The 24624-nt window shown below is 34.2% G+C and carries 9 protein-coding genes; 2 read left to right on the forward strand and 7 right to left on the reverse strand.

Features of this window, described 5'->3' with window-relative positions; all coding sequences use genetic code 11:
* Positions 1-137: 137 nt before the first annotated feature.
* Positions 138-3128 carry a protein translocase subunit SecDF gene (secDF, locus tag BK054_RS11900; protein WP_058699507.1) on the forward strand — a complete coding sequence of 997 codons (2991 nt, stop codon included), beginning with the start codon at positions 138-140 and terminating at the stop codon, positions 3126-3128.
* A gap of 109 nt (positions 3129-3237) precedes the next feature.
* Here the strand turns inward: secDF and BK054_RS11905 are convergent, their stop codons facing one another.
* Positions 3238-5370 carry a class I SAM-dependent methyltransferase gene (locus BK054_RS11905; protein WP_071307297.1) on the reverse strand — a complete coding sequence of 711 codons (2133 nt, stop codon included), beginning with the start codon at positions 5368-5370 and terminating at the stop codon, positions 3238-3240.
* 370 nt (positions 5371-5740) lie between these two features.
* Between BK054_RS11905 and BK054_RS11910 the strand changes: the two genes are divergently transcribed.
* Positions 5741-5929, forward strand: a complete 189-nt coding sequence (locus BK054_RS11910) for a DUF4177 domain-containing protein (protein ID WP_016649600.1) — start codon at positions 5741-5743, stop codon at positions 5927-5929.
* Positions 5930-5969: 40 nt separating this feature from the next.
* Here the strand turns inward: BK054_RS11910 and lgt are convergent, their stop codons facing one another.
* The 6 genes from lgt to BK054_RS11940 all read right to left on the reverse strand — a co-directional run bounded on the left by lgt (position 5970) and on the right by BK054_RS11940 (position 24462).
* The gene (gene lgt, locus BK054_RS11915) at positions 5970-6902 is read right to left on the reverse strand and encodes a prolipoprotein diacylglyceryl transferase (RefSeq protein ID WP_071307298.1); all 933 of its coding nucleotides are present in this window, start codon (positions 6900-6902) and stop codon (positions 5970-5972) included.
* 161 nt (positions 6903-7063) lie between these two features.
* Complete coding sequence (yidD, locus tag BK054_RS11920) at positions 7064-7288, reverse strand: membrane protein insertion efficiency factor YidD (RefSeq protein ID WP_006259273.1); 225 nt, start codon at positions 7286-7288, stop codon at positions 7064-7066.
* Between the two features lie 199 nt (positions 7289-7487).
* On the reverse strand, positions 7488-8966 hold the full coding sequence (cysS, locus tag BK054_RS11925) for a cysteine--tRNA ligase (RefSeq protein ID WP_006263282.1): 1479 nt from the start codon (positions 8964-8966) through the stop codon (positions 7488-7490).
* Positions 8967-8983: 17 nt separating this feature from the next.
* Positions 8984-9655, reverse strand: coding sequence for a GTP cyclohydrolase I FolE (folE, locus tag BK054_RS11930; RefSeq protein WP_006259271.1), 672 nt, complete (start codon positions 9653-9655; stop codon positions 8984-8986).
* Between the two features lie 573 nt (positions 9656-10228).
* Positions 10229-11245: a DUF6266 family protein gene (locus BK054_RS11935; RefSeq protein ID WP_071307299.1), complete on the reverse strand. Its 1017-nt coding sequence runs from the start codon at positions 11243-11245 to the stop codon at positions 10229-10231.
* A gap of 1049 nt (positions 11246-12294) precedes the next feature.
* Complete coding sequence (locus BK054_RS11940; RefSeq protein ID WP_156860096.1) at positions 12295-24462, reverse strand: T9SS type A sorting domain-containing protein; 12168 nt, start codon at positions 24460-24462, stop codon at positions 12295-12297.
* Positions 24463-24624 lie beyond the last annotated feature (162 nt).

Below are 24624 nucleotides of genomic sequence, written 5' to 3' on the forward strand. Positions count from 1 at the left end.
ATTGTTTAATTGTTAAAATATATGTAATAGAAAAAAGCTCTTTTTGCTGATATTCTTAGTCAAAGAATTGCTTAATCATTGTCTATATCATATATTTGCTCGTTTTAAAAAAAGTAAATAATTAATTTTTAGTAATAATGCAAAACAAAGGACTCGTTAAATTTTTTGCAATTATCTTTGCATTGGTAAGTATTTACCAACTGTCATTTACCTTTGTTACCAACCATTATGAGGATAAAGCGAAAGCTTTTGCTGGTGGAGATTCGACAAAAGAATTACAATACCTTGATTCAATTGGTAACCAAACGGTATTTTTAGGACAAACATTCAATGAAGTGAGAGCTAAGCAAATCAATAAAGGATTAGACTTAGAAGGAGGTATTAATGTTACGTTGCAAATATCAATCAAAGACATTTTAAAAGGTTTAGCTAATAATTCAAAGAACGCTACGTTTAATAAAGCGTTAGCAGAAGCTGAATCACAAAGACAAGGTAATCAAAGTTACTTAGATGCTTTTTACACTGCTTTTGATAAAGAATCAAAAGGGAATGTAAAATTAGCATCTGCAGATATTTTTGCAAACAGAAACTTAAGTGAGATTACTGTTGGAATGTCTGATAGCCAAGTAAAGTCTATCTTAGATAAAAAAGTAAAAGAATCTATAGAGAGTGCTTACCGTGTATTCAGAGAGCGTATCGACAAGTTCGGTGTTTCTCAGCCAAATATTCAAATGTTAGGGGATACAGGGCGTATCTTAGTTGAGCTTCCTGGAGCAAAAGACGTAGATCGTATTAAAAATTTATTACAAAGTACTGCTCAGTTAGAGTTTTGGGAAACTTATAAAGTAGATGAAATAGGAAACTATATCATGGCTGCTAATGAGTACTTAAAAACAACTGAAAAGCAAGCGAATCAAAAAGAGACTGCTACTGATAATACAACAACTAACTCAGATGTTGAAGCATTATTAGGTACTGTAGCAAAAGACTCTATGGGGAATGCAGCTAATAAAGAATTCAATCCTTTATTAGACTTATTCGCAATGGGTGGACAACAAGGAAGCCCAATCTTAGGATATTTCCAAACGAAAGATACAGTTAAAGTAAATGCTTATTTAAACAGAGCTGATGTACGTAACTTATTACCAGCAGATCAAAAATATGCTCGTTTTGCATGGGGTAAACCAAGTAAAAAAGCTCCTGATTTAGTTGAGTTATATGCTTTAAAAACAAATAGAGAAGGTATTCCTCCTTTAAGTGGAAGCGTTATTACTGGTGCTCAAGATGAGTATGATCAATTTAGCCGTCCTGTAGTAGGGATGACAATGAGTCCTAAGGGAGCTAAAGTATGGGAAGAGTTAACAGGAAAAGCTTATACAGAGCACTCTAATATTGCTATTGTATTAGATAATATCGTTTATTCAGCTCCAGGTGTTACTAGTGGACCTATCTCTGGTGGTAGATCATCTATCTCAGGGGACTTTACTGTTGCTGATGCAAAAGACTTAGCGAATATCTTACGTGCTGGTAAATTACCTGCAGGTGCAGATATCGTTCAATCTGAAATCGTAGGACCATCATTAGGACAACAAGCTATCGATGCTGGTATGTTATCTGCTGTGGCTGGTTTAATTATTGTTGCTGCTTGGATGGCATTCTACTACGGTAGAGCTGGATGGTATGCAAATATTGCTTTATTAGCTAACTTATTATTCTTATTTGGTATCCTTGCTAGTTTAGGTGCTGTATTGACATTACCAGGTATTGCAGGTATCGTATTAACGATGGGTACTGCAGTGGATGCGAATATTATTATTTCTGAACGAGCAAAAGAATGTTTGCGTAAGGGAATGAGTCTTGCAGATACGATTAAAGAATCTTATAGCTGGCATGGTGCTATGCGTCCAATTGTTGATGCTAACGTTACACATATCTTAACAGGGGTTATCTTATTCGCTTTTGGATCAGGACCTATTAAAGGATTTGCTACGACATTGTTAATCGGTATTGCTACTTCATTATTTACTTCAATCTTTATCGCTCGTATCTTTATGGATAGAGACGTTAAAGCTGGTAGAACTTTAGCATTCAGTACAAGTATTACTAAAAATTGGTTTACAAACTTCAACTTTGATTTCTTAAAAATGAAGAAAGCTACTTATGGTTTATCATTAATCATTGTAGTGGTTTCTTTTGCTTCATTTGCAATCAACGGATTTGACCAAGGAACTGACTTTGTAGGAGGTAGAACATTCCAAGTTAAGTTTGATAAAGAAGTTACAGCTAACGAAGTAAGTGATAAGCTAGGAGAAGTATTTGGTGTAAATGTTGAAGCGAAAGTATTCGGAAATAAACAACAGTTAAAACTTACTACTAAATATAAAGTAGAAGAAGAAGGTGCTGCAGTAGACCAAGAAGTAAACGAGAAGTTATACGAAGGGTTAAAAGGGTACTATTCATCTCCTATGACTTATGAAGAGTTCGTTAATGCTACAGAAGGAAAAACATTAGGAGTTATCCAAGCTTCTAAAGTTGGACCAAGTATGGCAAAAGACGTTAAACAGAATGCATATTGGGCTGTATTAGGGTCTATGGCTGCTATCTTTATTTACTTAGTTATTTCTTTTAGAAAATGGCAGTATTCATTAGGAGCTATTGTTTCTGTTGCGCACGACGTTATCTTTGTATTAGGTATTTACTCATTAACATATAAGTTTATGCCTTGGCATATGGAGATTGACCAGCACTTCATCGCTGCGATCTTAACTGTTATTGGTTATTCTATGAATGATACTGTAATTGTATTTGACCGTGTACGTGAGTACATCGCTGGTAAAACAAAAGGTGATTTCAATAAGATCGTTAATGATTCAGTAAATACTACATTATCTAGAACTATTAATACTTCGCTTACTTTAATCCTAGTATTATTAATCATGTTCGTATTCGGAGGTGATTCAATCAGAGGATTTATCTTTGCGATGTTAATCGGTATTATTGTAGGTACTTATTCTTCATTATTCTTAGCTACTCCAGTATTAGTGGATACTATGCCAAGAAAAGATAAAGAAGAAATCGAAAGAAGACATAGAGAAGCTCAAGAGGAAATGTTAGTTGAGAAAAACTAATTCTATCTTAGAACTTGTATTTATAAAAAAAGCCACTCCGCAAGGAGTGGCTTTTTTATTTTAGGACTAGTCAATGACTAGTGTTACTTAGGCTAGTAATCTAATAGTTTTATTGTTGACTATGATATAATCGACATAATGCTATTAAAAGATGAGTATCAACTATTTTGTCTAGATTATTCATCAGGTCATTTATTTTTATCCAATGTAGTGTATCAGTAGGCTGATCTAGATGGATAATATACGGATATACTTGTTCGGGCGTAATTCCTATACTAGGAAAGTACTTTTCTCCTAATTTAGAGTATCCAATTACATTGCTATTTCCAAATTTCAGGGTATTTAGATATTGTTCTAGGTCATAGTAGTTTCTTACCTCTTTAGATAGACGAAATGCTGGTACCGTTATAATCGTACTATTGTTAGTGAATATTTGGGGTACAGGAAGACTTCTAGTTTCTAAACCTATATAAAAGGCTCCATTGTTTTTAAATACAGGGAGAGTTATTACCGTATTAGTACTATAATGAGTAGGGGATACATATTCTAGTATCGCAGAGTCTTTATCAATACCTGTTGCTTCAAAAGAAGCTCTGTGTGTCTTTAAGAAACCAGCTTGACTGTCATTATGGATGTATTCTTTTGTATTTAACTGTAATAGTTTTTCTAAATCAGTTGCATGAATCTTCTCTACATTTTGTATAGCTGTTTTTTGTCCTAACCATTTAGGTAATGGTATAGCTAACTTTAAAAATAGATTATAGATATTCACTTCTAATCTAGCTTCTACTAATGCACCTGTTTGGGCAGTATTAAGGAGTTGTACAGCATCGTATTCATGTAAATAACCAGAATCTTTAAAGCCTGAATACCCTTCGTTTAATGGAGTATTTAATGAAATAGGTGAGTGTAGTTCTATGAATATAGAAGTTACCTTTTCATTGATACCACCAGGAGAGGTGTAGTAATTTAGGGAAGTACGAATCGTTTCATATTCCTCAGGTTTAATATTAAATCTGTTCTCTATTTCTGTTTTTATATTGTCTGTTTCAGCTATTGCAAGTCCTTCAGGTATATATCCACTGTATTGTTTACCATCTAAGATAGGACTATCTGCTTTGACATTTGCTAATGGACGAGGGTAACCATGTTTAGCGATTACCTTTAAGCCACTATCACTATTTCTATAAGGGATAATGTCAATTACTTTATTTGGTCGTTTTACAATATCATATAACCTATTTGTGTTTATATTTTTAAAGGTAGATAAGGTTAAGAATGGAGTGTCCTTTTTAGGTAAATGTCTAGTTAATTGTAATTGTTTTCCACCAGGGACTTTTTCTCCAACAATTAAGTAATTCGTAGGAGGAAAGCCTATTTCTTCTCCAGCTAAATTATAGATTGTAAAGTGGTCTTTATAGCGGTTATTAATGATCCATTGATTGTAGATAGGAGTAGATATAATGATTCGCAATCCCAGTTCCTTAAAGATTGTTTCAAATTCTTTTTGTGTATAATATCCATACTCTTCTTGCAATTCAATGTCCCAATTCGCATAATAATCTTTGCGACGAATAAACTCTACTACATCAGTATAAAATGCATGAAATCGCCTTGTATTAGGTTTTAGAGGCTCTAATTCTTCAATGGGAAAACCTTTTTCTTTAGCTAATGATCTGGCCGTTTGAGAAAATTGAATGAACAATTCTGCATCACTAGGATTACCTTCTTTAGTTAGAGTAGATAGTTCTAGTATAACTTCTTGTTGTTCTACTTTGACAAAATCGCGGATGACAAGCACTCCTTTATCTTTCAATAACTCTACTTGTCTGCGAAGTGTATTATATGCTCTGTTATTGTCATAGTCGTTATATGAAGTAATATGGTGAATGGCAGAACAATTAAAGAATCCACTAATTGTATTCTTTTCAAAAGTCAATAGTTTTTCGCCATCATCTTCTTGGAATGAGAGATTCGGAAGGTTATACGTTTCTTCAGCGATTTGAACCATTTTAGGATTGATATCAATACCTATTATTTGAAGTTTAGGAAATAGTTGAGCTAATATAGCTGTACTCGTCCCTGAGGCCATTCCTACATCTACTAATACATTTCCCTCTTTGGCCTCAAAGAACACACTTGCAGAAGCCACCTTCTCGATAGCTATCGTGTCCATTGCTTCTAAATATTGCTGGTAGTCTTTTTTATTTCCTCTATCCTGAGTCGTATAGTTCTTGTCCATTGAATGCCTTGTTTACATTCAGAAAAGTAGTGATTTTATCTGTGAAATTGTTCGTTAAAAAGAAAAGAATATCCAATAATATTGATGTTACTAACTAAAACATTTTTATCCTTAGTTAAAAATAGGGGACGTTAGAATCAGCCAAAACAATATAGAATTATTTCGAAGTGTGATGTTAAACCCACATTATGTATTAGCCAAATACTACAAAGCAATTCTACTTCATAGTTCTTTCATTAGCTCTAAAACTATACTATAGTATGTTTTTATCACTAATTCAGAGCTATTTTGTATAATTACTTTTCGTTTATATGTTTATTGCATAATCTGGGTTTAATTGATTATCTTAGAATGAACTAATTACAATATTATGAAACGATTTGAATATAAAACAATTGAAGTAGTGACTAGTGGATTCTTTGCAAAAATGGAAATGAAGGAGACCGATGATACACTAAATGATCTAGGAAGTCAAGGATGGGAGCTAGTGTCTACAGCTCCTTGTATTATGGGGAGTACAACACAAAGGATCTATTATACACTCAAGAGAGAAATATAAAAAAAGAGAGCTAATCTAGATTGATTAGCTCTCTGTATATTTATGATTCGTATACTCTATTCTTGGCAGTAACCCATAAGTAAATCCCTACGATGATAAATGGAATACTTAACCATTGTCCTGTTGATAAAATATTGCCTAGTTGATCTTCAAAACCTCCTTGACTTTCTTTCATATATTCTACTATAAATCTTACCATCCACAGTAGTACTAAGAACACTCCAAAGATATAACCTAACTTTTTGCGTGCATCTGTCTTCCAATACATATAGTAAACAATAATGAACACAAGTATATATCCAAATGCCTCATAAAGTTGAGTAGGGTGTTTAGCTAATACTAGGTTTAAAGCTTCTGCAAACTGTGGATTATGAGCTATCGCGTCATAAGCTTGGTTATAATCAGGAATTCCTGTAATCTCCATTGCTTCTCTAGGAGAGAATTTATCTCTTAAAAATCGAATACCTAAAGCATTTGTAGTTTCGTGTCCTATAATTTCTGAGTTAAAGAAGTTCCCTAAACGAACAAAAACTCCCCCTATTGCTACAGGGATGATTACTCTATCTAGTATCCAAAGTACAGGTTTTTGAATAATCTTTTTACTGTAAAAATACATAACAGTGATAATAGCAATAGCTGCACCATGACTTGCTAATCCACTAAAACCAACGATTTCAAACTTAGGTGTGAAACGCACTGGTGATATAATCTCAAATAAGTGATCTTTATAATAATCCCAATCGTAAAAGAATACATGCCCTAGACGAGCTCCTATTAAAGTTGCTAATACAGTATAGATAAATAATTTGTCTAGTTTCTCAACACTTAGTACTTCGCGATCATATATCTTTTTCATTAAGAACCACCCTAAACCAAATGCGATTACAAACATAAGACTGTAATATCTCAGTTTAATAAATCCTAAATCCAACCCTTCTGATGGGTTCCAAATCATATGTAATGAATGTATCATAGTTTTTTATACTGTTAGATGATAAATGTATGAAATAATCTTTATTCTCAAAAGAGTAATTGTGGTTTACACCCAAGAGTACTTCATTGTTTTTTGTTTTCTATTTCAGTTACTAGCTCCCTGTTTTGTGTTCCTCAGTTCCTAGTTTACTTAAATAATAATTAAGGCACTGGATCATATCCTTTACCTCCCCATGGTCCACAACTAGCGATTCGCTTTATAGCTAACCAACCACCTTTAAAAAGTCCATGTTTTTTTAGTGCTTCTAAGGTGTATTGTGAGCAAGTAGGACTGTATCGACAAGCAGGAGGGAAGAATGGTGAAATAGCCAGCTGATAAAAACGGACTAATATTACAAATGGGAATATTAATATTTTCTTTAGCATAGTAACAGAAATATGAAAGTGTACAAATGTACGATGAGTTTAATTATAGTGCTAAAAGTAAGAAATTCTAGGTTAGAAATGAGTAGAAGGAATTAGTTTTAGCAAGACTATTTTATAATCACAAAAAATAAACTTAACTATTGTAGGTGAGGTATGTATAAAAAAAGAGGCTATTCATAGAATAACCTCTTTTGTGTATTTATAGAGAGAAAGAAGTACCTTCTTTACCATCTTTTAGTTGAATACCGATTTTAGCTAGTTCATCTCGAATGTGGTCTGACATTGCGAAATCTTTGTTTGCTCTAGCCTCGTTGCGCATTCCGATAAGCATATTGACTACACCTTCTAGTTTTTCGTTATTAGCACTTGCTGTTTCAGTGTTTTCTAAACCTAATACATCAAATACAAATGCGCTCATACTATTAATTAAAGTATCTAAATCTGTAGCCGAAATAGTCTCTTTATTATCCTTAATTAGGTTAATGAATTTAACTGCTTCAAATAAGTTTGCAATTAAAATCGGACTGTTAAAGTCGTCATTCATTGCATCATAGCACGATTGTCTCCATTTTGTGATATCAACAGAAGAGTTGCTAGAAGTTTTCAAATCTTTTAGAGATTTGATAGCTTCCATTAATCTTTGATATCCTCTTTCAGACGCTAAGATAGCATCATCAGAGAAGTCTAAGATACTTCTATAGTGCGCTTGTAAGATAAAGAACCTTGCTACAGCAGGAGCAAACCCTTTGCTAAGGATATTGTTCTCGCCAGAGAATAATTCATCAGGAAGAATGTTATTCCCTGTAGATTTAGCCATTTTCTTACCGTTTAGAGTAAGCATATTAGCATGCATCCAGTAGTTTACAGGTGAGTTACCTGTAGAAGCTTCATTCTGTGCAATCTCACACTCATGGTGAGGGAATTTTAAATCCATTCCACCTCCGTGTATATCGAAGTGCTTACCTAAGTATTTTGTACTCATAGCAGTACACTCTAGATGCCATCCAGGGAATCCATCTCCCCATGGTGAAGGCCATCTCATGATATGCTGAGGCTCTGCATTTTTCCAAAGTGCAAAGTCAAGTGGATTGCGTTTGTCAGATTGTCCATCTAAATCTCTTGTATTAGATAACATATCTTCTATCTTACGACCACTTAATATTCCATAGTTATGAGACTGATTGTATTTCTCTACATCGAAGTACACAGATCCATTCACCTCATAAGCAAAACCATTGTTGATGATCGCTTGTATGATTTCTATTTGCTCGATGATATGCCCAGTAGCCGTTGGTTCAATGCTAGGAGGTAGGTTATTGAACTGTTTTAGAATATTGTGAAAGTTCAAAGTATATTTCTGAACAATCTCCATTGGTTCTATCTGCTCAATACGCGCTCTTTTAGCGATTTTATCTTCTCCTTCATCTACATCGTCTACCATATGTCCTACGTCAGTAATATTACGAACGTAACGCACAGCATATCCTAAGTGTTTTAAATAACGATATACCAAGTCAAAAGATATAAAAGTACGACAGTTCCCAAGGTGTACATAGTTGTAGACTGTTGGTCCACATACATACATACCCACTTTACCCTCATGGATAGGTTTGAAAACTTCTTTCTCTCCAGTGATGGAGTTGTACATTTTTAATTGCTGTTCTTGATATAAAGGCATAATATAATTTGTAATGTTTAGAACTTAGTCTCTAATTGGATATAGTTTAAGAACTCTTTACGAACGTTCTCATCTTGGAATTTTCCTCCGAACTCAGCAGTTACAGTACTACTTTCGATATCGCGGATTCCTCTTGAGTTTACACATAAGTGTTTTGCATCGATGATACATGCCACATCTTCTGTGTTTAATACACGTTTTAATTCATTTACAATCTGAATAGTTAAACGCTCTTGTACCTGAGGTCTCTTTGCATAAAAATCAACGATACGGTTCATCTTAGAAAGACCTACTACAGTACCATTAGATATATACGCTACGTGAGCACGCCCAACGATAGGTAGTAAGTGATGTTCACAAGTAGAATAAACTACAATGTTCTTTTCTACCAACATCTCGTTGTATTTATATTTATTGTCAAATGTAGAAGCACTTGGCTTTTTAGCAGGATTTAATCCTCCAAACATCTCTTTCACAAACATTTTAGCTACACGGTTAGGTGTACCCTTAAGACTGTCATCTGTTAAGTCTAATCCTAAAGTGTTAAGAATGTTTTCTACATCTTTTTTTATCAATTCTATTTTTTCGTCATCTGTGCGGTCAAATGCATCACTTCTAAGTGGAGTTGCATCACTAGATGCGATGTGGTTGTCTCCCATTTCGTCGTGAAACTTTTCGTCTGTATTCATTCTATTTCTTTTTAATACATATTGTTATAACTCGCTACAAATATAAATAATAATTATAGATAAACTCTGACACTTATTTATAAATAATCTACCTCTAAGTGCTGGAATTAGTTAAAGTTTGTCACTTCTGATTTTTAAGGAGTAGGTGAGGAGAGAGATTGTAAAACCTCTATTAATAAAGAGTTCTAAATTAGAACAAGAAATCGAATCAATACAAAATCTAATTTATAGTAATTCAATATGATGTAACTTTAAAAATCATCGCTTATAAGTGACTTTATATATGTAAGTATGGTTTAAATAGCATCTGTTGATTTAGAAGATATTCGCTATTTAGACAATGTGTAAGTGCTTTTACCCCACATTACGCATTAGCCAAATACTATAAAGCAATTCTACTTCATAGTTCTTTCATTAGCTCTAAAACCATACTATAGTATGCTTTTATCACTAATTCAAACCTATTTTGTATAATTACTTTTCGTTTATATGTCTATTGCATAATCTGGGTTAAAACTAATTATATCCCATTAGATTTAAAGAATAACGTGCTGTGAATTAACCTTTGCTATTTCACTCTCTCTGTTCCTTTTCAGCCTTCAATGCTTCTAAGACAGACCGCGCTCCATAAATAATCTCTTCATGCGTATTATCTCTACTAGAAAACTCTCTTGACTTTATTTCTTTTATGATTTTCTTTCTGACTTGACGAATGAGTCCAGGCGGTAGTTCTTTTTTAGTTATGGACTCTTCTTCCATAAGTGGGATAGGAAGAGAGGATTCACTTACATTATCCGTTATAGGAACAAGTGTTCCCTCGTTTCCAGTCTCCATGTTATCTGTTTCTCTGTTCCCAGTTTCCTTATTCTCAGTTTCCCTGTTATCTGTTTCCCTGTTATCTGTTTCTCGGTTCCCTGTTCCCTCATATCCAGCCCCCTCAATATCCATTTCTAATGTTCCATGAAAGCAACTTGTACTATGTACATTACTGTCTTGTGCTTTCCACATACTCCACAGATAGACTTTCCCCTCTTGCCATTCCTTAGGTAAAGAGAAGTGAGTATATCTATCTTTGCGTTGCCCGATATTAGAGATGGTCGTGAATTTATCTAATTCTTCGTGATACGCCATAATCGTTAGTACGTCTGTATCTAGCGTCAGGGGATTGATCAGATGATTATCCCATTGTACTTTTAGCTTACCTGTTTTGAGTCTACTTATTTTCTTAATCACAGCAGGAGCAAGAGTTCCGATAGAGAGCAGCACCTTGTCTATTTGTACATATTGCTCTCCTTCATGTATTGCGATGCCTTGTTTCATCAGTCTAGAAATCATTTGTTCTTTTCCTGTCATCCATTTCTCTCCGTTGTAGACCGCAGGGCAATGCGCATTGACAAAATCCTTGAATTTACTAGCGAAGGTAGATACGAGACTCATCTTATCCCATTGTTTCAATTGTGCTTCAGTCGCTTTTTTACTTGATTTTAAGGGCTTAGCGCGGAGTATATTTCTTCCTCTCCACAGTACGCCCACTACGGTTCCTACTTTTCCTACTACAGCACCTAATATTCCTTCTTTGATTTCTGCCATGATTATCTCGTTTTTTGGTTATTACAAGATATAAAATACTGATATATGATTATTTAACTGTTCAAACAATCGATAAAAGAAGTTGTCCTAATGTACATCACACTTTATAAAAATGAGGACATGAAATGAAGAATATCAAAGCGAATGATTTCGCCTTCTATAGAGCTTATTTTTAATGCTGTATGATCATATTAAGTTTTCATAAAAGAAGAGTAGAAGAAGTATAAAAGGAGTATTATTGGGCAAAAGTTGCTTTAACCCCGTTATTGTCCTAGTATTCTCCAACTATTGTCCAAGGAAAGACTCTTGTAGTGTATTTTTACTGACCTTGTCAAGTAGTTGGTATAATTAGGATTTCTAATAAATAACTGATATACAACTTATAATGTTTTTGTGCAATTAAAAAAAATTAGAAAAAAGGAACCTTTTAGCAGGATTGGTTTTCTTCAAGAGGAGACAAGTGAAGGAAAGAAGAGAAATTAGAGAGGGTATTCTTATTTTTTGACTGTAATCAGAACGAAAAGAAGAAAAAGTGTTTTTAAGTTTTGGGGTAATTCTGTGAGGGTAGTGTATGTAATTATCTCACTAGTATTTCTCTATAGGATGAGATTCTTCGCAGGCTCAGAATGGACATTAGGAGTGGATGTATAGGATGGTATTCTTCGTAGACTCAGAATGATTACAACTGGAAATATTAATCATATAACACGGAATTACTAATCCGTTATTTATGTCACCCTGACGATAGGAAGGGTCTCACACGTAACTCTACAATCATGTAGGATGGGATTCTTCGCAAGCTCAGAATGATTACAACTGGAAATATTAATTGTTAATCATATAACACGGAACTACTAATCCGTTATCTATGTCACACTTACGATAGGAAGGGTCTCACACGTAACTCTACAATCATGTAGGATGGGATTCTTCGCAAGCTCAGAATGACAAAAGAGGTGTAGTAGGGTTTACTGAGATTATTAAAAAAAGAAAGGTTGAACTCAGTGATGAGATTCAACCTTTCGGAAGTATAAACAGAAAGTAAAAAATTATTTGATGATGAAGTTGATAATTTTCTTTTCGTTATTGATTAGAATAACTGCGATGTATTTACCACTTTGTAAATGTGGTGGGAGGTGAACACTGTTCTCTCGGTTGGGAAGTTCTGCCTCTAATACCTTGTTTCCTAGTATAGAATATATTTCTAGCCTAGCAGGACTAAAAGTGGTTCTATCCATATCAAAAACAATATTGATTATTTTGTTTTGATTTACTGGATTTGGGAACAGTTTGACCTTGTTTGTATTATTGATCTCTATAATTTGTTTACAGGTATAGACTTTTTCTCCTTTATCCGTTGTCAGTATTAAGTGATGTTGAACTTGATTATTGTTATTGATATCACTGTACGCTCCTGCTACATAATAGTTATTTGTACTCACTAGCATATCATCTCTATACCAATTAAATGAGGTGAAGTTAAAACCTCCGTTTGTGGCTGAGTTCATATTTATGACAAAAGAATTATCTGGCTTCATTATCGCTACTTTTTCGAAAGGTACGGGTCTGATTAGTTCTATTGTGTATTCTCTAGTGAGTGTCTGTGATTCAGATTTAACTGTTACAGGAATTGTAAACGTACCTGCATAATGTAATAAGTATTCCTCTTTTATGTTGTTAGTGATAAAAGCTCCTGCACTTAATTCATTAAACTCTATTCGAGCATATTTTTCTCCACAAGGCAAGATGTATGTTATCTTATTGGTTGGGTTTTTAAACACTTGTTCATTAATAGATAATTCAACTATATCAGCTGCTTCATCATCACTTCTGATGACCAAAGTTGCTGTTATTACATAAGGCATTGGAGCATAATTACTACTTCCTTCAATGGTCGCTTTTACTTGATATTTCCCTATTTCTGTATGTGTATTGTTTTCATAAGTCACTTTTAGAGGATGGGGTAAGTTTCCTGTCAAGGTAAGTGTTTTAGGTTGACCGTCATATACAAAAGCTTGGTTAGGAAATGAAATGAATTTGTGTATATCAAGTGGCTTGATTGTAAGATTAGCTGTGCGTTTGCTAGTAATATAATTATCGCCTTCTAGTGTAACACTAGCTTTGTAAATGCCTGCGTCTGTGTGAATATTATTTTCGTAAGTGGCAGTCACTCCTTTAGGCAGTTTTCCTTTGATTAAGATCTTCTGAGGTTTACCTGTATAATCCACTATAAGTTTGCTAAATGTGATATTAGTTAGTTTAGCTTTCTCTATTGTTAATTTGGCTGTTTTAGTACCAATAAGTATTGATTTATAATAGAAAGAAGCTTTTATACTATATTCTCCTGCGTTGTCATAGTAGTTTCTGTCATATTCTACATTGACTTCATTAGGAATATTGTATGCTTCTAGTTTATGAGAGTTACCATTGTAAGTAACTGATTTGTTCTCAAATATAACGTTGTCCAGCATTGGTAGAGTTTCGCCTTCGTGGCTTATGGCTAATATTGCCGTCATTGTATAAGGCATAGGAGTGTAGTTACTACTTCCTTCTAATGTGGCTGTAACTGTATAGTGTCCAATGTCTGTATGCGTATTGTTTTGATAAGTAATACGTAGCCCTTGAGGTATATGCCCTTCTATATTTAAAGATTTTGGCTGTCCATCATACTTGAACGATTGATTCTTTAAGCTCACTAATCTAGTCAGATCTGCTGGTCGAATGATCAATAGATTTGTACGAGTACTTGTGATATAATTGTCTCCTTCTAGTTTTACGGAAGCTTTATATTCTCCTGCATCAATGTGTTTATTGTTTTGATAGGTTGCTTTTACTCCTTGAGGTAACTCTCCTTCTAGTAGGAGCTGATGTGCTGTACCTGTATAATTAACTTCTTTTTTACTGAACTTTACACTAGTGATGGGAGCTTTCTCTATAGTAAGCGTTGCTCTTTTATGTCCTAATAAAATATCTTGATAATAGAAGTCTGCAGTGATGATATAAACACCTGAATTAGTAAAGGAGTTATCACTGTATTTTACAGTTACATCCTGAGGAAGGTTTGTAGCAATAATCTTGTAGGGTTGACCACTGTAAATAGCAACTATATCTTTAAAAATTATATTATCTAATGTAGGGAGTTCTTCCTGCTCTTCAGTAATCGATAATGTAGCAGACAGAGTATAAGGTATTGGTGTATAGTTATCACTACCACTAAGTATAGCTGTTACCATATGATTGCCTATTTCTGTATGCTTGTTGTTTTGATAAGTAAGCGTCAATTCTTGTGGTACTTCACCTGTAATGACTAATGACTTTGGTTTACCGTCATAAATAAATGATTTGCTTTTTAGCTTGACTAATTGAGTGATATCAGCAGGTAATATGACTAGCTCGTTTGATCTAGTACTTGTGATATAATTGTCTCCTTCTAATTTTACAGAAGCTTTATACGTACCTGCATTCTTATGAATATTGTTTTTATAAGTAGCAGTTACGCCTAGAGGTAGTTCTCCTTCTAATAGTAGTTCGTGTTCTTTACCATCGTAGGTTACTTCTTTTTTACTAAACTTCACTCCCGTAATACGTGCTTTTCCGATAGTTAGTGTAGCAGACTTAGTTCCTAGTAGAATATCTTTAAAGTAGAAGGTAGCTACTACTTGGTAAACACCAGTATTGATGTACTCATTTTGGTTGTATTTTACAGTTACTAAGTCAGGAAGATTAGTAGCTTCAATTGAAATAATCTCACCTGTATATGTTTCTGTTTTGTGTTCAAAGATTACATTGTCTAAAGAAGGTAATTCTTCCTCTTTTTGTGTAATCGATAATGTAGCAGACAGAGAGTAAGGCATTGGCGTATAGTTGCTACTACCATCTAATGTTGCTGTTACTGTGTGATTCCCTATTGCTGTATGTGTATTATTAGTATAAGTAAGTGTTAGTTCTTGAGGTACTTCACCTGTAACAGCTAGTGACTTTGGCTTACCATCATATGTAAACGACTCACTTTTTAGCTCGACAAGTTGAGTAATATCAGCAGGTAATATGATTAGCTCGTTTGATCTGGTACTTGTGATGTAATTATCTCCTTCTAATTTTACAGAAGCTTTATAAGTACCTGCATTCTTATGAATATTGTTTTTATAAGTAACTGTTACGCCTAGAGGTAGTTCTCCTTCTAGTAGTAGTTCGTGTTCTTTACCATCATAGGTTACTTTTTTTTTACTAAACTTTACTCCTGTGATACGCGCTTTCTCAATAGTAAGTGTAGCAGACTTAGTTCCTAGTAAGATATCCTTGAAATAGAATGACGCTACTACTTGATATGTACCCGTGTTGATGTACTTATTTAGGTTGTATTTTACAGTTACTAAGTCAGGAAGATTAGTTGCTTCAATCGAGATTACTTCTCCAGTGTACGTTTCTGTTTTGTGTTCAAAAATCACTTTGTCTAAAGAAGGTAATTCTTCTTGTACTTTAGTAATTGATAAAGTCGCAGATACTCTATATGGCATTGGTGTATAATTACTACTACCACTTAGTGTGGCTGTGACAGTATGGTTACCTACTTCTGTGTGTGTATTGTTAGTATAAGTAAGTGTTAGTTCTTGTGGAACTTCACCTGATATTATAAGTGACTTTGGCTTACCATCATATATAAAGGATTTACTTTTTAGCTCGACAAGTTGAGTGATATCAGCAGGTAGTATGATGAGCTCATTTGATCTGGTACTTGTGATATAATTGTCTCCTTCTAATTTTACCGAAGCTTTATAAGTACCTGCATTCTTATGAATATTGTTTTTATAAGTTGCTGTTATACCTAGAGGTAGTTCTCCTTCTAGTAGAAGCTCGTGTTCTTTGCCATCGTAGGTTACTTCTTTCTTACTAAACTTCACTCCTGTAATACGTGCTTTCTCGATAGTCAGTGTAGCTGACTTAGTTCCTAGTAAGATATCCTTGAAATAGAATGACGCTACTACTTGATATGTACCCGTGTTGATGTACTTATTTAGGTTGTATTTTACAGTTACTAAGTCAGGAAGATTAGTTGCTTCAATCGAGATTACTTCTCCAGTGTACGTTTCTGTTTTGTGTTCAAAAATCACTTTGTCTAAAGAAGGTAATTCTTCTTGTACTTTAGTAATTGATAAAGTCGCAGATACTCTATATGGCATTGGTGTATAATTACTACTACCACTTAGTGTGGCTGTGACAGTATGGTTACCTACTTCTGTGTGTGTATTGTTAGTATAAGTAAGTGTTAGTTCTTGTGGAACTTCACCTGTAACAGCTAGTGATTTTGGCTTACCGTCATATACAAACGACTGGCTTTTTAGCTCGACTAATTGAGTGATATCAGCAGGTAGTATGATGAGCTCATTTGATCTAGTGCTTGTGATATAATTGTCTCCTTCTAATTTTACAGAAGCTTTATACGTACCTGCGTTAGTCGCTCTGTTATTTTTATAAGTAGCAGTTACGCCTAGAGGTAGTTCACCTTCTAGTAATAATTCGTGTTCTTGACCATCGTAGATTACTTCTTTCTTACTAAATTTGACTCCCGTAATACGTGCTTTCTCGATAGTCAGTGTAGTAGACTTAGTTCCTAATAAAATGCCCTTGAAGTAGAATGAAGCTATTACTTGATAAACACCAATGTTAGTATACTGGTTCTTATCATAAGAGACTCTTACGTTATTAGGAAGGTTAGTAGCTTCAATTGAGATTGTCTCTCCTGTATAGGTTTCTGTTTTGTGTTCAAAGATTACACCCTCTAAAGAAGGTAACTCTTCCTCTTTTTGTGTAATGGATAAAGTCGCAGACAGCGTATAAGGCATCGGAGTGTAGTTAGAGCTACCACTTAATGTTGCTGTTACTATGTGATTGCCTATTGCTGTATGTGTATTATTAGCATAAGTAAGTGTTAGTTCTTGAGGGACTTCGCCTGTAACAGCTAGTGACTTCGGTTTATCATCATATATAAACGACTGGCTTTTTAGCTCGACAAGTTGAGTGATATCAGCAGGAAGTATGATGAGCTCGTTTGATCTCGTACTTGTGATGTAATTGTCTCCTTCTAATTTTACCGAAGCTTTATAGATACCTGCATTAGTAGCCTTATTATTTTTATAAGTAGCGGTTACGCCTAGAGGCAATTCACCTTCTAATAGAAGTTCATGTTCTTGACCATTATAGGTTACTTCTTTCTTACTAAATTTCACTCTAGTGATACGTGCTTTTTCGATAGTCAGTGTAGCAGACTTAGTTCCTAGTAAGATGTCCTTGAAATAGAAGGAAGCTATTACTTGGTAAATACCAGCATCAGTATACTGGTTCTTATCATAAGTTACTCTTATGTTATTAGGAAGGTTCGTTGCGTCAATCGAGATGATCTCTCCTGTATATGTTTCTGTTTTATGTTCAAAGATTACACCCTCTAAAGAAGGTAATTCTACTTGTTTTTTAGTAATTGATAGCGTAGCAGATAAGGTATAAGGCATCGGAGTGTAGTTAGAACTACCACTTAATGTTACTGTTACTTTATGATTGCCTATTTCTGTATGCTTGTTGTTTTGATAAGTAAGTGTTAGTTCTTTAGGTACTTCGCCTGATATCATAAGTGACTTTGGCTTACCGTCATATATAAACGACTCGCTTTTTAGTTCCACTAATTGAGTGATATCAGCAGGAAGTATGATGAGCTCGTTTGATCTAGTGCTTGTGATGTAGTTGTCCCCTTCTAATTTTACAGACGCTTTATAAGTACCTACATTCTTATGAATATTGTTTTTATAAGTAGCAGTTACGCCTAGAGGTAACTCACCTTCTAATAGAAGTTCGTGTTCTTTGCCATTATAAGTTACTTCTTTTTTACTAAATGTTACTCCAGTGATACGTGCTTTTTCGATCGTAAGAGTTGCTAATTTTGTTCCTAGTAAGATGTCTTTGAAGTAGAAGGAAGCGACTACTTGATAAACACCAGTATTGATGTATTCATTTTGATTGTACTTTACAGTAACTAAGTTAGGAAGGTTCGTTGCTTCGATTGAAATAGCCTCTCCAGTGTACGTTTCTGTTTTGTGTTCAAAGATTATCCCCTCTAAAGAAGGTAATTCTACTTGTTTTTTAGTAATCGATAATGTAGCAGATAATGTATAAGGGATAGGTGCGTAGTTATCACTACCACTTAGTGTTGCTGTGACAGTGTAATTGCCTATTTCTATATGTGTATTATTAGTATAAGTAAGTGTTAGTTCTTGAGGTACTTCACCTGTAATTATTAGTGACTTCGACTTACCATCGTATATAAATGACTCACTTTTTAGCTCTACTAGTTGAGTGATATCAGCAGGTAGTATGATTAGCTCGTTTGATCTGGTACTTGTGATGTAATTATCTCCTTCTAATTTTACAGAAGCTTTATAAGTACCTGCATTCTTATGAATATTGTTTTTATAAGTAACTGTTACGCCTAGAGGTAGTTCTCCTTCTAATAGAAGTTCGTGCTCTTTGCCATCGTAGGTTACTTCTTTTTTACTAAACTTGACTCCTGTAATACGTGCTTTCTCGATAGTTAGTGTAGCTGACTTAGTTCCTAGTAAGATATCCTTGAAATAGAAAGAAGCTATTACTTGATATGTACCTGTGTTGATGTACTCATTTAGGTTGTATTTTACAGTAACTAGATTAGGAAGGTTAGTCGCTTCAATCGAGATTACTTCTCCTGTATATGTCTCTGTTTTGTGTTCAAAGATTACATTATTAAGGGATGGTAGCTCTTCCTCTTTTTGTGTAATCGATAATGTAGCAGATAATGTATAAGGGATAGGTGCGTAGTTATCACTACCACTTAGTGTTGCTGTGACAGTGTAATTGCCTATTTCTATATGTGTATTATTAGTATAAGTAAGTGTTAGTTCTTGAGGTACTTCACCTGTAATTATTAGTGACTTCGACTTACCATCGTATATAAATGACTCACTTTTTAGCTCTACTAGTTGAGTGATATCAGCAGGTAATATGATTAGCTCGTTTGATCTTGTACTTGTGATATAGTTGTCTCCTTCTAATTTTACCGAAGCTTTATATGTACCTGCGTTAGTTCCAGTATTGTTCTTATAAGTAGCAGTTACGCCTAAAGGCAGTTCTCCTTCTAGTAGAAGTTCGTGTTCATTACCATCATAGGTTACTTCTTTTTTACTAAGCGTTACTCCTGTGATACGTGCTTTCTCGATAGTTAGTGTAGCTGACTTAGTTCCTAGTAAGATGTCCTTGAAATAGAATGACGCTACTACTTGATATGTACCTGAGTCAATATATTGGTTCTTATCATAAGAGACTCTTACGTTATTAGGAAGGTTAGTTGCTTCGATTGAAATAGCCTCTCCAGTGTACGTTTCTGTTTTGTGTTCAAAGATCACTTTGTCTAAAGAAGGTAATTCTTCTTGCTTCTTAGTAATCGATAACGTAGTAGACAGCGTATAAGGCATCGGAGTGTAGTTAGAGCTACCACTAAATGTTGCTGTTACTATGTGATTGCCTACCTCTGTGTGTGTATTATTAGCATAAGTAAGTGTCAGTTCTTGAGGTACTTCACCTGTAACAACTAGTGACTTTGGCTTACCGTCATAGATAAATGATTGGCTTTTAAATTCCACTAATTGAGTTATATCAGCAGGTAGTATGATGAGCTCGTTTGACCTCGTACTTGTGATATAGTTATCTCCCTCTAATTTTACTGAAGCTTTATAAGTATCTGCATCTTTATGAATATTGTTTTTATAAGTAGCGGTTACTCCTAGAGGTAATTCTCCTTCTAATAGTAACTCATGTTCCTTACCATCGTAGGTTACTTCTTTCTTGCTAAACTTCACTCCTGTAATACGTGCTTTCTCGATAGTCAGTGTAGCAGATTTAGTTCCTAGTAAGATGTCCTTGAAATAGAAGGAAGCGATTACTTGATAAACACCCGTGTTGATGTACTCATTTAGGCTGTATTTTACAGTAACTAGATTAGGTAGGTTAGTCGCTTCGATTGAAATAACCTCTCCTGTATATGTTTCTGTTTTGTGTCCAAATATTACACTATCAAGAGATGGTAGCTCTTCCTGTTCTTCGGTAATCGATAACGTAGCAGATAGGGTATAAGGCATCGGTGCGTAGTTATCACTACCATTTAATGTTGCTGTTACTGTGTGGTTCCCTATTTCTGTATGTTTGTTGTTTTGATAAGTAAGTGTTAGTTCTTTAGGTACTTCACCTGATATAGCAAGTGACTTAGACTTACCGTCATATATAAACGACTCACTTTTTAGCTCCACTAGTTGAGTGATATCAGCAGGAAGTATGATGAGCTCGTTTGATCTGGTGCTTGTGATGTAGTTGTCCCCTTCTAATTTTACAGAAGCTTTATATGTACCTGCATTAGTCGCTCTGTTGTTTTTATAGGTAACAATTACTCCTTTAGGTAGTTCTCCTTCTAATAGCAGTTCGTGTTCTTTACCATCGTAGGTTACTTCTTTTTTACTAAACTTGACTCCCGTGATACGTGCTTTCTCGATAGTCAGTGTAGCTGACTTAGTTCCTAGTAAGATATTTTTAAAGTAGAATGAAGCTACTACTTGATATGTACCAGCGTCAATATATTGGTTCTTATCATAAGAAACTCTTACGTTATTAGGAAGGTTAGTCGCTTCTATAGCAATTACTTCACCAGTATACGTTTCTGTTTTGTGTTCAAAGAATACATTATCAAGGGATGGTAGTTCTACTTGTTTTTTAGTAATTGATAGTGTAGCAGATAGGGTATAAGGCATCGGCGTATAGTTAGAGCTACCACTTAATGTTGCTGTGACAGTGTAATTGCCTATTTCTGTATGTTTGTTGTTTTGATAAGTAAGCGTTAGTTCTTGAGGTATTTCACCTGTAAAAGCAAGTGACTTCGGTTTACCGTCATATATAAACGACTCACTTTTTAGTTCCACTAATTGAGTTATATCAGCAGGTAGTATGATGAGCTCGTTTGATCTGGTACTTGTGATATAATTGTCTCCTGTTAAGGTAACGGAAGCTTTATATGTACCTGCATCCTTATGAATATTGTTTTTATAAGTAACTGTTACCCCTAGAGGTAGTTCACCCTCTAATAATAGCTCGTGCTCTTTACCATCGTAGGTTACTTCTTTCTTGCTAAACTTCACTCCCGTAATACGTGCTTTTTCGATAGTTAGTGTAGCAGACTTTGTACCTAGTAAGATATCTTTAAAATAGAAAGAAGCTATTACGTGATAAATACCAGCGTCAGTATACTGGTTCTTATCATAAGAGACTCTTACGTTATTAGGAAGGTTAGTAGCTTCTATTGAGATTGTTTCTCCTGTATACGTCTCTGTTTTATGCTCAAAAATCACTTTGTCTAAAGAAGGTAATTCTTCCTCTTTCTTTGTAATTGATAAAGTTGCGGATAGGGTATAAGGCATCGGAGTGTAGTTAGAACTACCATCTAATGTCGCTGTTACTGTGTGGTTCCCTATTTCTGTATGTTTGTTGTTTTGATAACTAAGTGTTAGTTCTTGAGGGACTTCTCCTGTAACGGTTAGTGACTTCGGCTTGCCATCATATATAAACGACTGGCTTTTTAGCTCGACTAATTGAGTGATATCAGCAGGGAATATGATTAGCTCGTTTGATCTCGTACTTGTGATATAGTTGTCTCCTTCTAATTTTACTGAAGCTTTATAGATACCTGTGTTAGTTCCAGTATTGTTCTTATAAGTAGCAGTTACCCCTAGAGGTAGTTCACCTTCTAGTAATAATTCGTGTTCTTTGCCATCATAGGTTAGTTCTTTTTTACTAAACTTCACTCCCGTAATACGTGCTTTTTCGATAGTTAGTGTAGCAGACTTTGTACCTAGTAAGATATCTTTAAAATAGAAAGAAGCTATTACGTGATAAATACCAGCGTCAGTATACTGGTTCTTATCATAAGAGACTCTTACGTTATTAGGAAGGTTCGTTGCTTCGATTGAAATAGCCTCTCCAGTGTACGTTTCTGTTTTGTGTTCAAATATTACATTATTAAGGGAAGGTAATTCTTCTTGCTTCTTAGTAATGGACAAAGTAGCAGACAGGGTATAAGGCATCGGTGTATAGTTATCACTATCATCTAATGTTGCTGTTACTGTGTGATTACCTATTGCTGTATGTGTGTTATTAGTATAAGTAAGTGTTAGTTCTTGAGGTATTTCACCTGTAATAGCTAGTGACTTCGGTTTACCGTCATATATAAACGACTCACTTTTTAGCTCTACTAGTTGAGTGATATCAGCAGGTAATATGATTAGCTCGTTTGATCTCGTACTTGAGATATAGTTGTCTCCTGTTAAGGTAACGGAAGCTTTATAAGTACCTGCATTCTTATGAATATTGTTTTTATAAGTAACTGTTACGCCTAAAGGCAATTCCCCTTCTAGTAATAGTTCGTGCTCTTTGCCATCGTAGGTTACTTCTTTTTTACTAAACTTGACTCCAATGATACGTGCTTTCTCGATAGTTAGTGTTGCAGATTTAGTTCCTAATAAGATGTCTTTATAGTAGAATGAAGCGACTACTTGATAAACACCAGTATTGATGTACTCATTTTGGTTATATTTTACAGTAACTAAGTTTGGAAGGTTCGTTGCGTCAATCGAGATGACCTCTCCTGTATATGTTTCTGTTTTATGTTCAAAGATTACACTATCAAGAGATGGTAATTCTTCTTGTGCTTTAGTAATTGATAAAGTTGCAGATACTCTATATGGCATTGGTGTGTAGTTATCACTACCAGTAATAGTAGCTTCTATTTGATGGTTTCCTATAGCATTCTGTCCATTATTTTTATAGGATACTTTTAGTTCTTTAGGTAAAGGAGAGGTAATTTTTAAGAACCTAACAATCCCATCATATTTAAAAGTTTGACTTTTAAATTCAATAATTTGAGTTAAGTCAATTGGCGTTATTGTTAAAGTGTTTGTTCTAGTACTTGTAATATAATTTTCTCCTGTAAGTTTTACTGTTGCTTTGTAAGTACCAGCATTAGTGTGTTTGTTATTAGAGTAAATAGCAGTCACTCCATTAGGTAAATCTCCTTTTAGTAATAGAGTATGAGGTTCTCCATTATATAAAACAGATGTTTTATTAAAGGTAACTCCTGTAATTCTAGCCTTTTCGATTGTAAGAAAAGCTGTTTTGGTACCAAGGAGAATGTTTTTAAAATAGAAAGAAGCCTTTATTTGATAATGACCAACTTCTCGATAGTCATTTTTACTGTATTTTACAATAACATTATCAGGTAGATTATTAGCTAATATAGATATAGTTGATCCAGTGTATGGAGTGGTAAGGTTTTCAAAAGTAATATTTTCTATACCAGGAAGCTCTTCTGATACTTCCTCTTTAGTAATTGTTATAGTAGCTTTTAGTTCTAGAGGAATTGGTGTGTAATTTTTACTACCTGTTATTGTAGCAGTCACTAAGTGGGAGCCTATTTCTGATTGATTATTACCTTTATAAGATATATAAAGACCAGAAGGTAGTTTTTGATTTAGGAAAATAGACTTTGATTGTCCATCATAAACAAACATCTGACTAGTTAAGGTATATTTACTCGATATATCTATTGGGAGTATAGTAAGGGTGTTAGAACGAGTACTAGTAATGTGATTTTTTCCTGCTAGTCGAACGCTCATTTTATACACTCCTGCATTGGTATGAGAGTTATTTTGATAAGTAGCAGTGACTCCTTCAGGTAATTCTCCACTTATTTCAAGAGAATGTTTAGAACCATCATATACAACTTCTTTTTTTCGTAAAGTAACACCTGTAATTCTAGCTTTGTCAATATTAAGCCTAGCGGATTTTGTTGAAATTAAAATATTGTTTTCATTGTAAAAGTAAGCTTTTACAATATATGAACCAGCATTAACGAAGCCATTTTTATCATACTTCACCGTTACATTATGAGGAACATTAGTTGGTTCATGATAAAATGTCTCTCCTGTATAGGTTACAGTTTTTTCTTTAAAAACGAAGTTATAATATTTGTAGTTAGAGTTATTTGTTTGGGAGATATGGGAGGAGGAATTATCAGATTTCGAATAGATATTACTATAAGAACGTTGTGAAAAAACACATAATAGAGCACACAACAAGGGGAATAATTTTTTAACCATAGTAAACATGTATTAACTTAAATTATTATATAAAATATAGTATATCAGATGGATATATATAAATATACAGTCAGTGCCTACATGTTTAAAAGTTAATATATTAAGTTGTTGTTACGTCAAGGTTATCAGGAGGTAAATATTTGTTTGATTAATTGTATTAGA

Source organism: Myroides sp. ZB35 (assembly GCF_001865835.1).
In the GTDB taxonomy this organism is placed as follows: Bacteria; Bacteroidota; Bacteroidia; order Flavobacteriales; family Flavobacteriaceae; genus Flavobacterium; species Flavobacterium odoratimimum.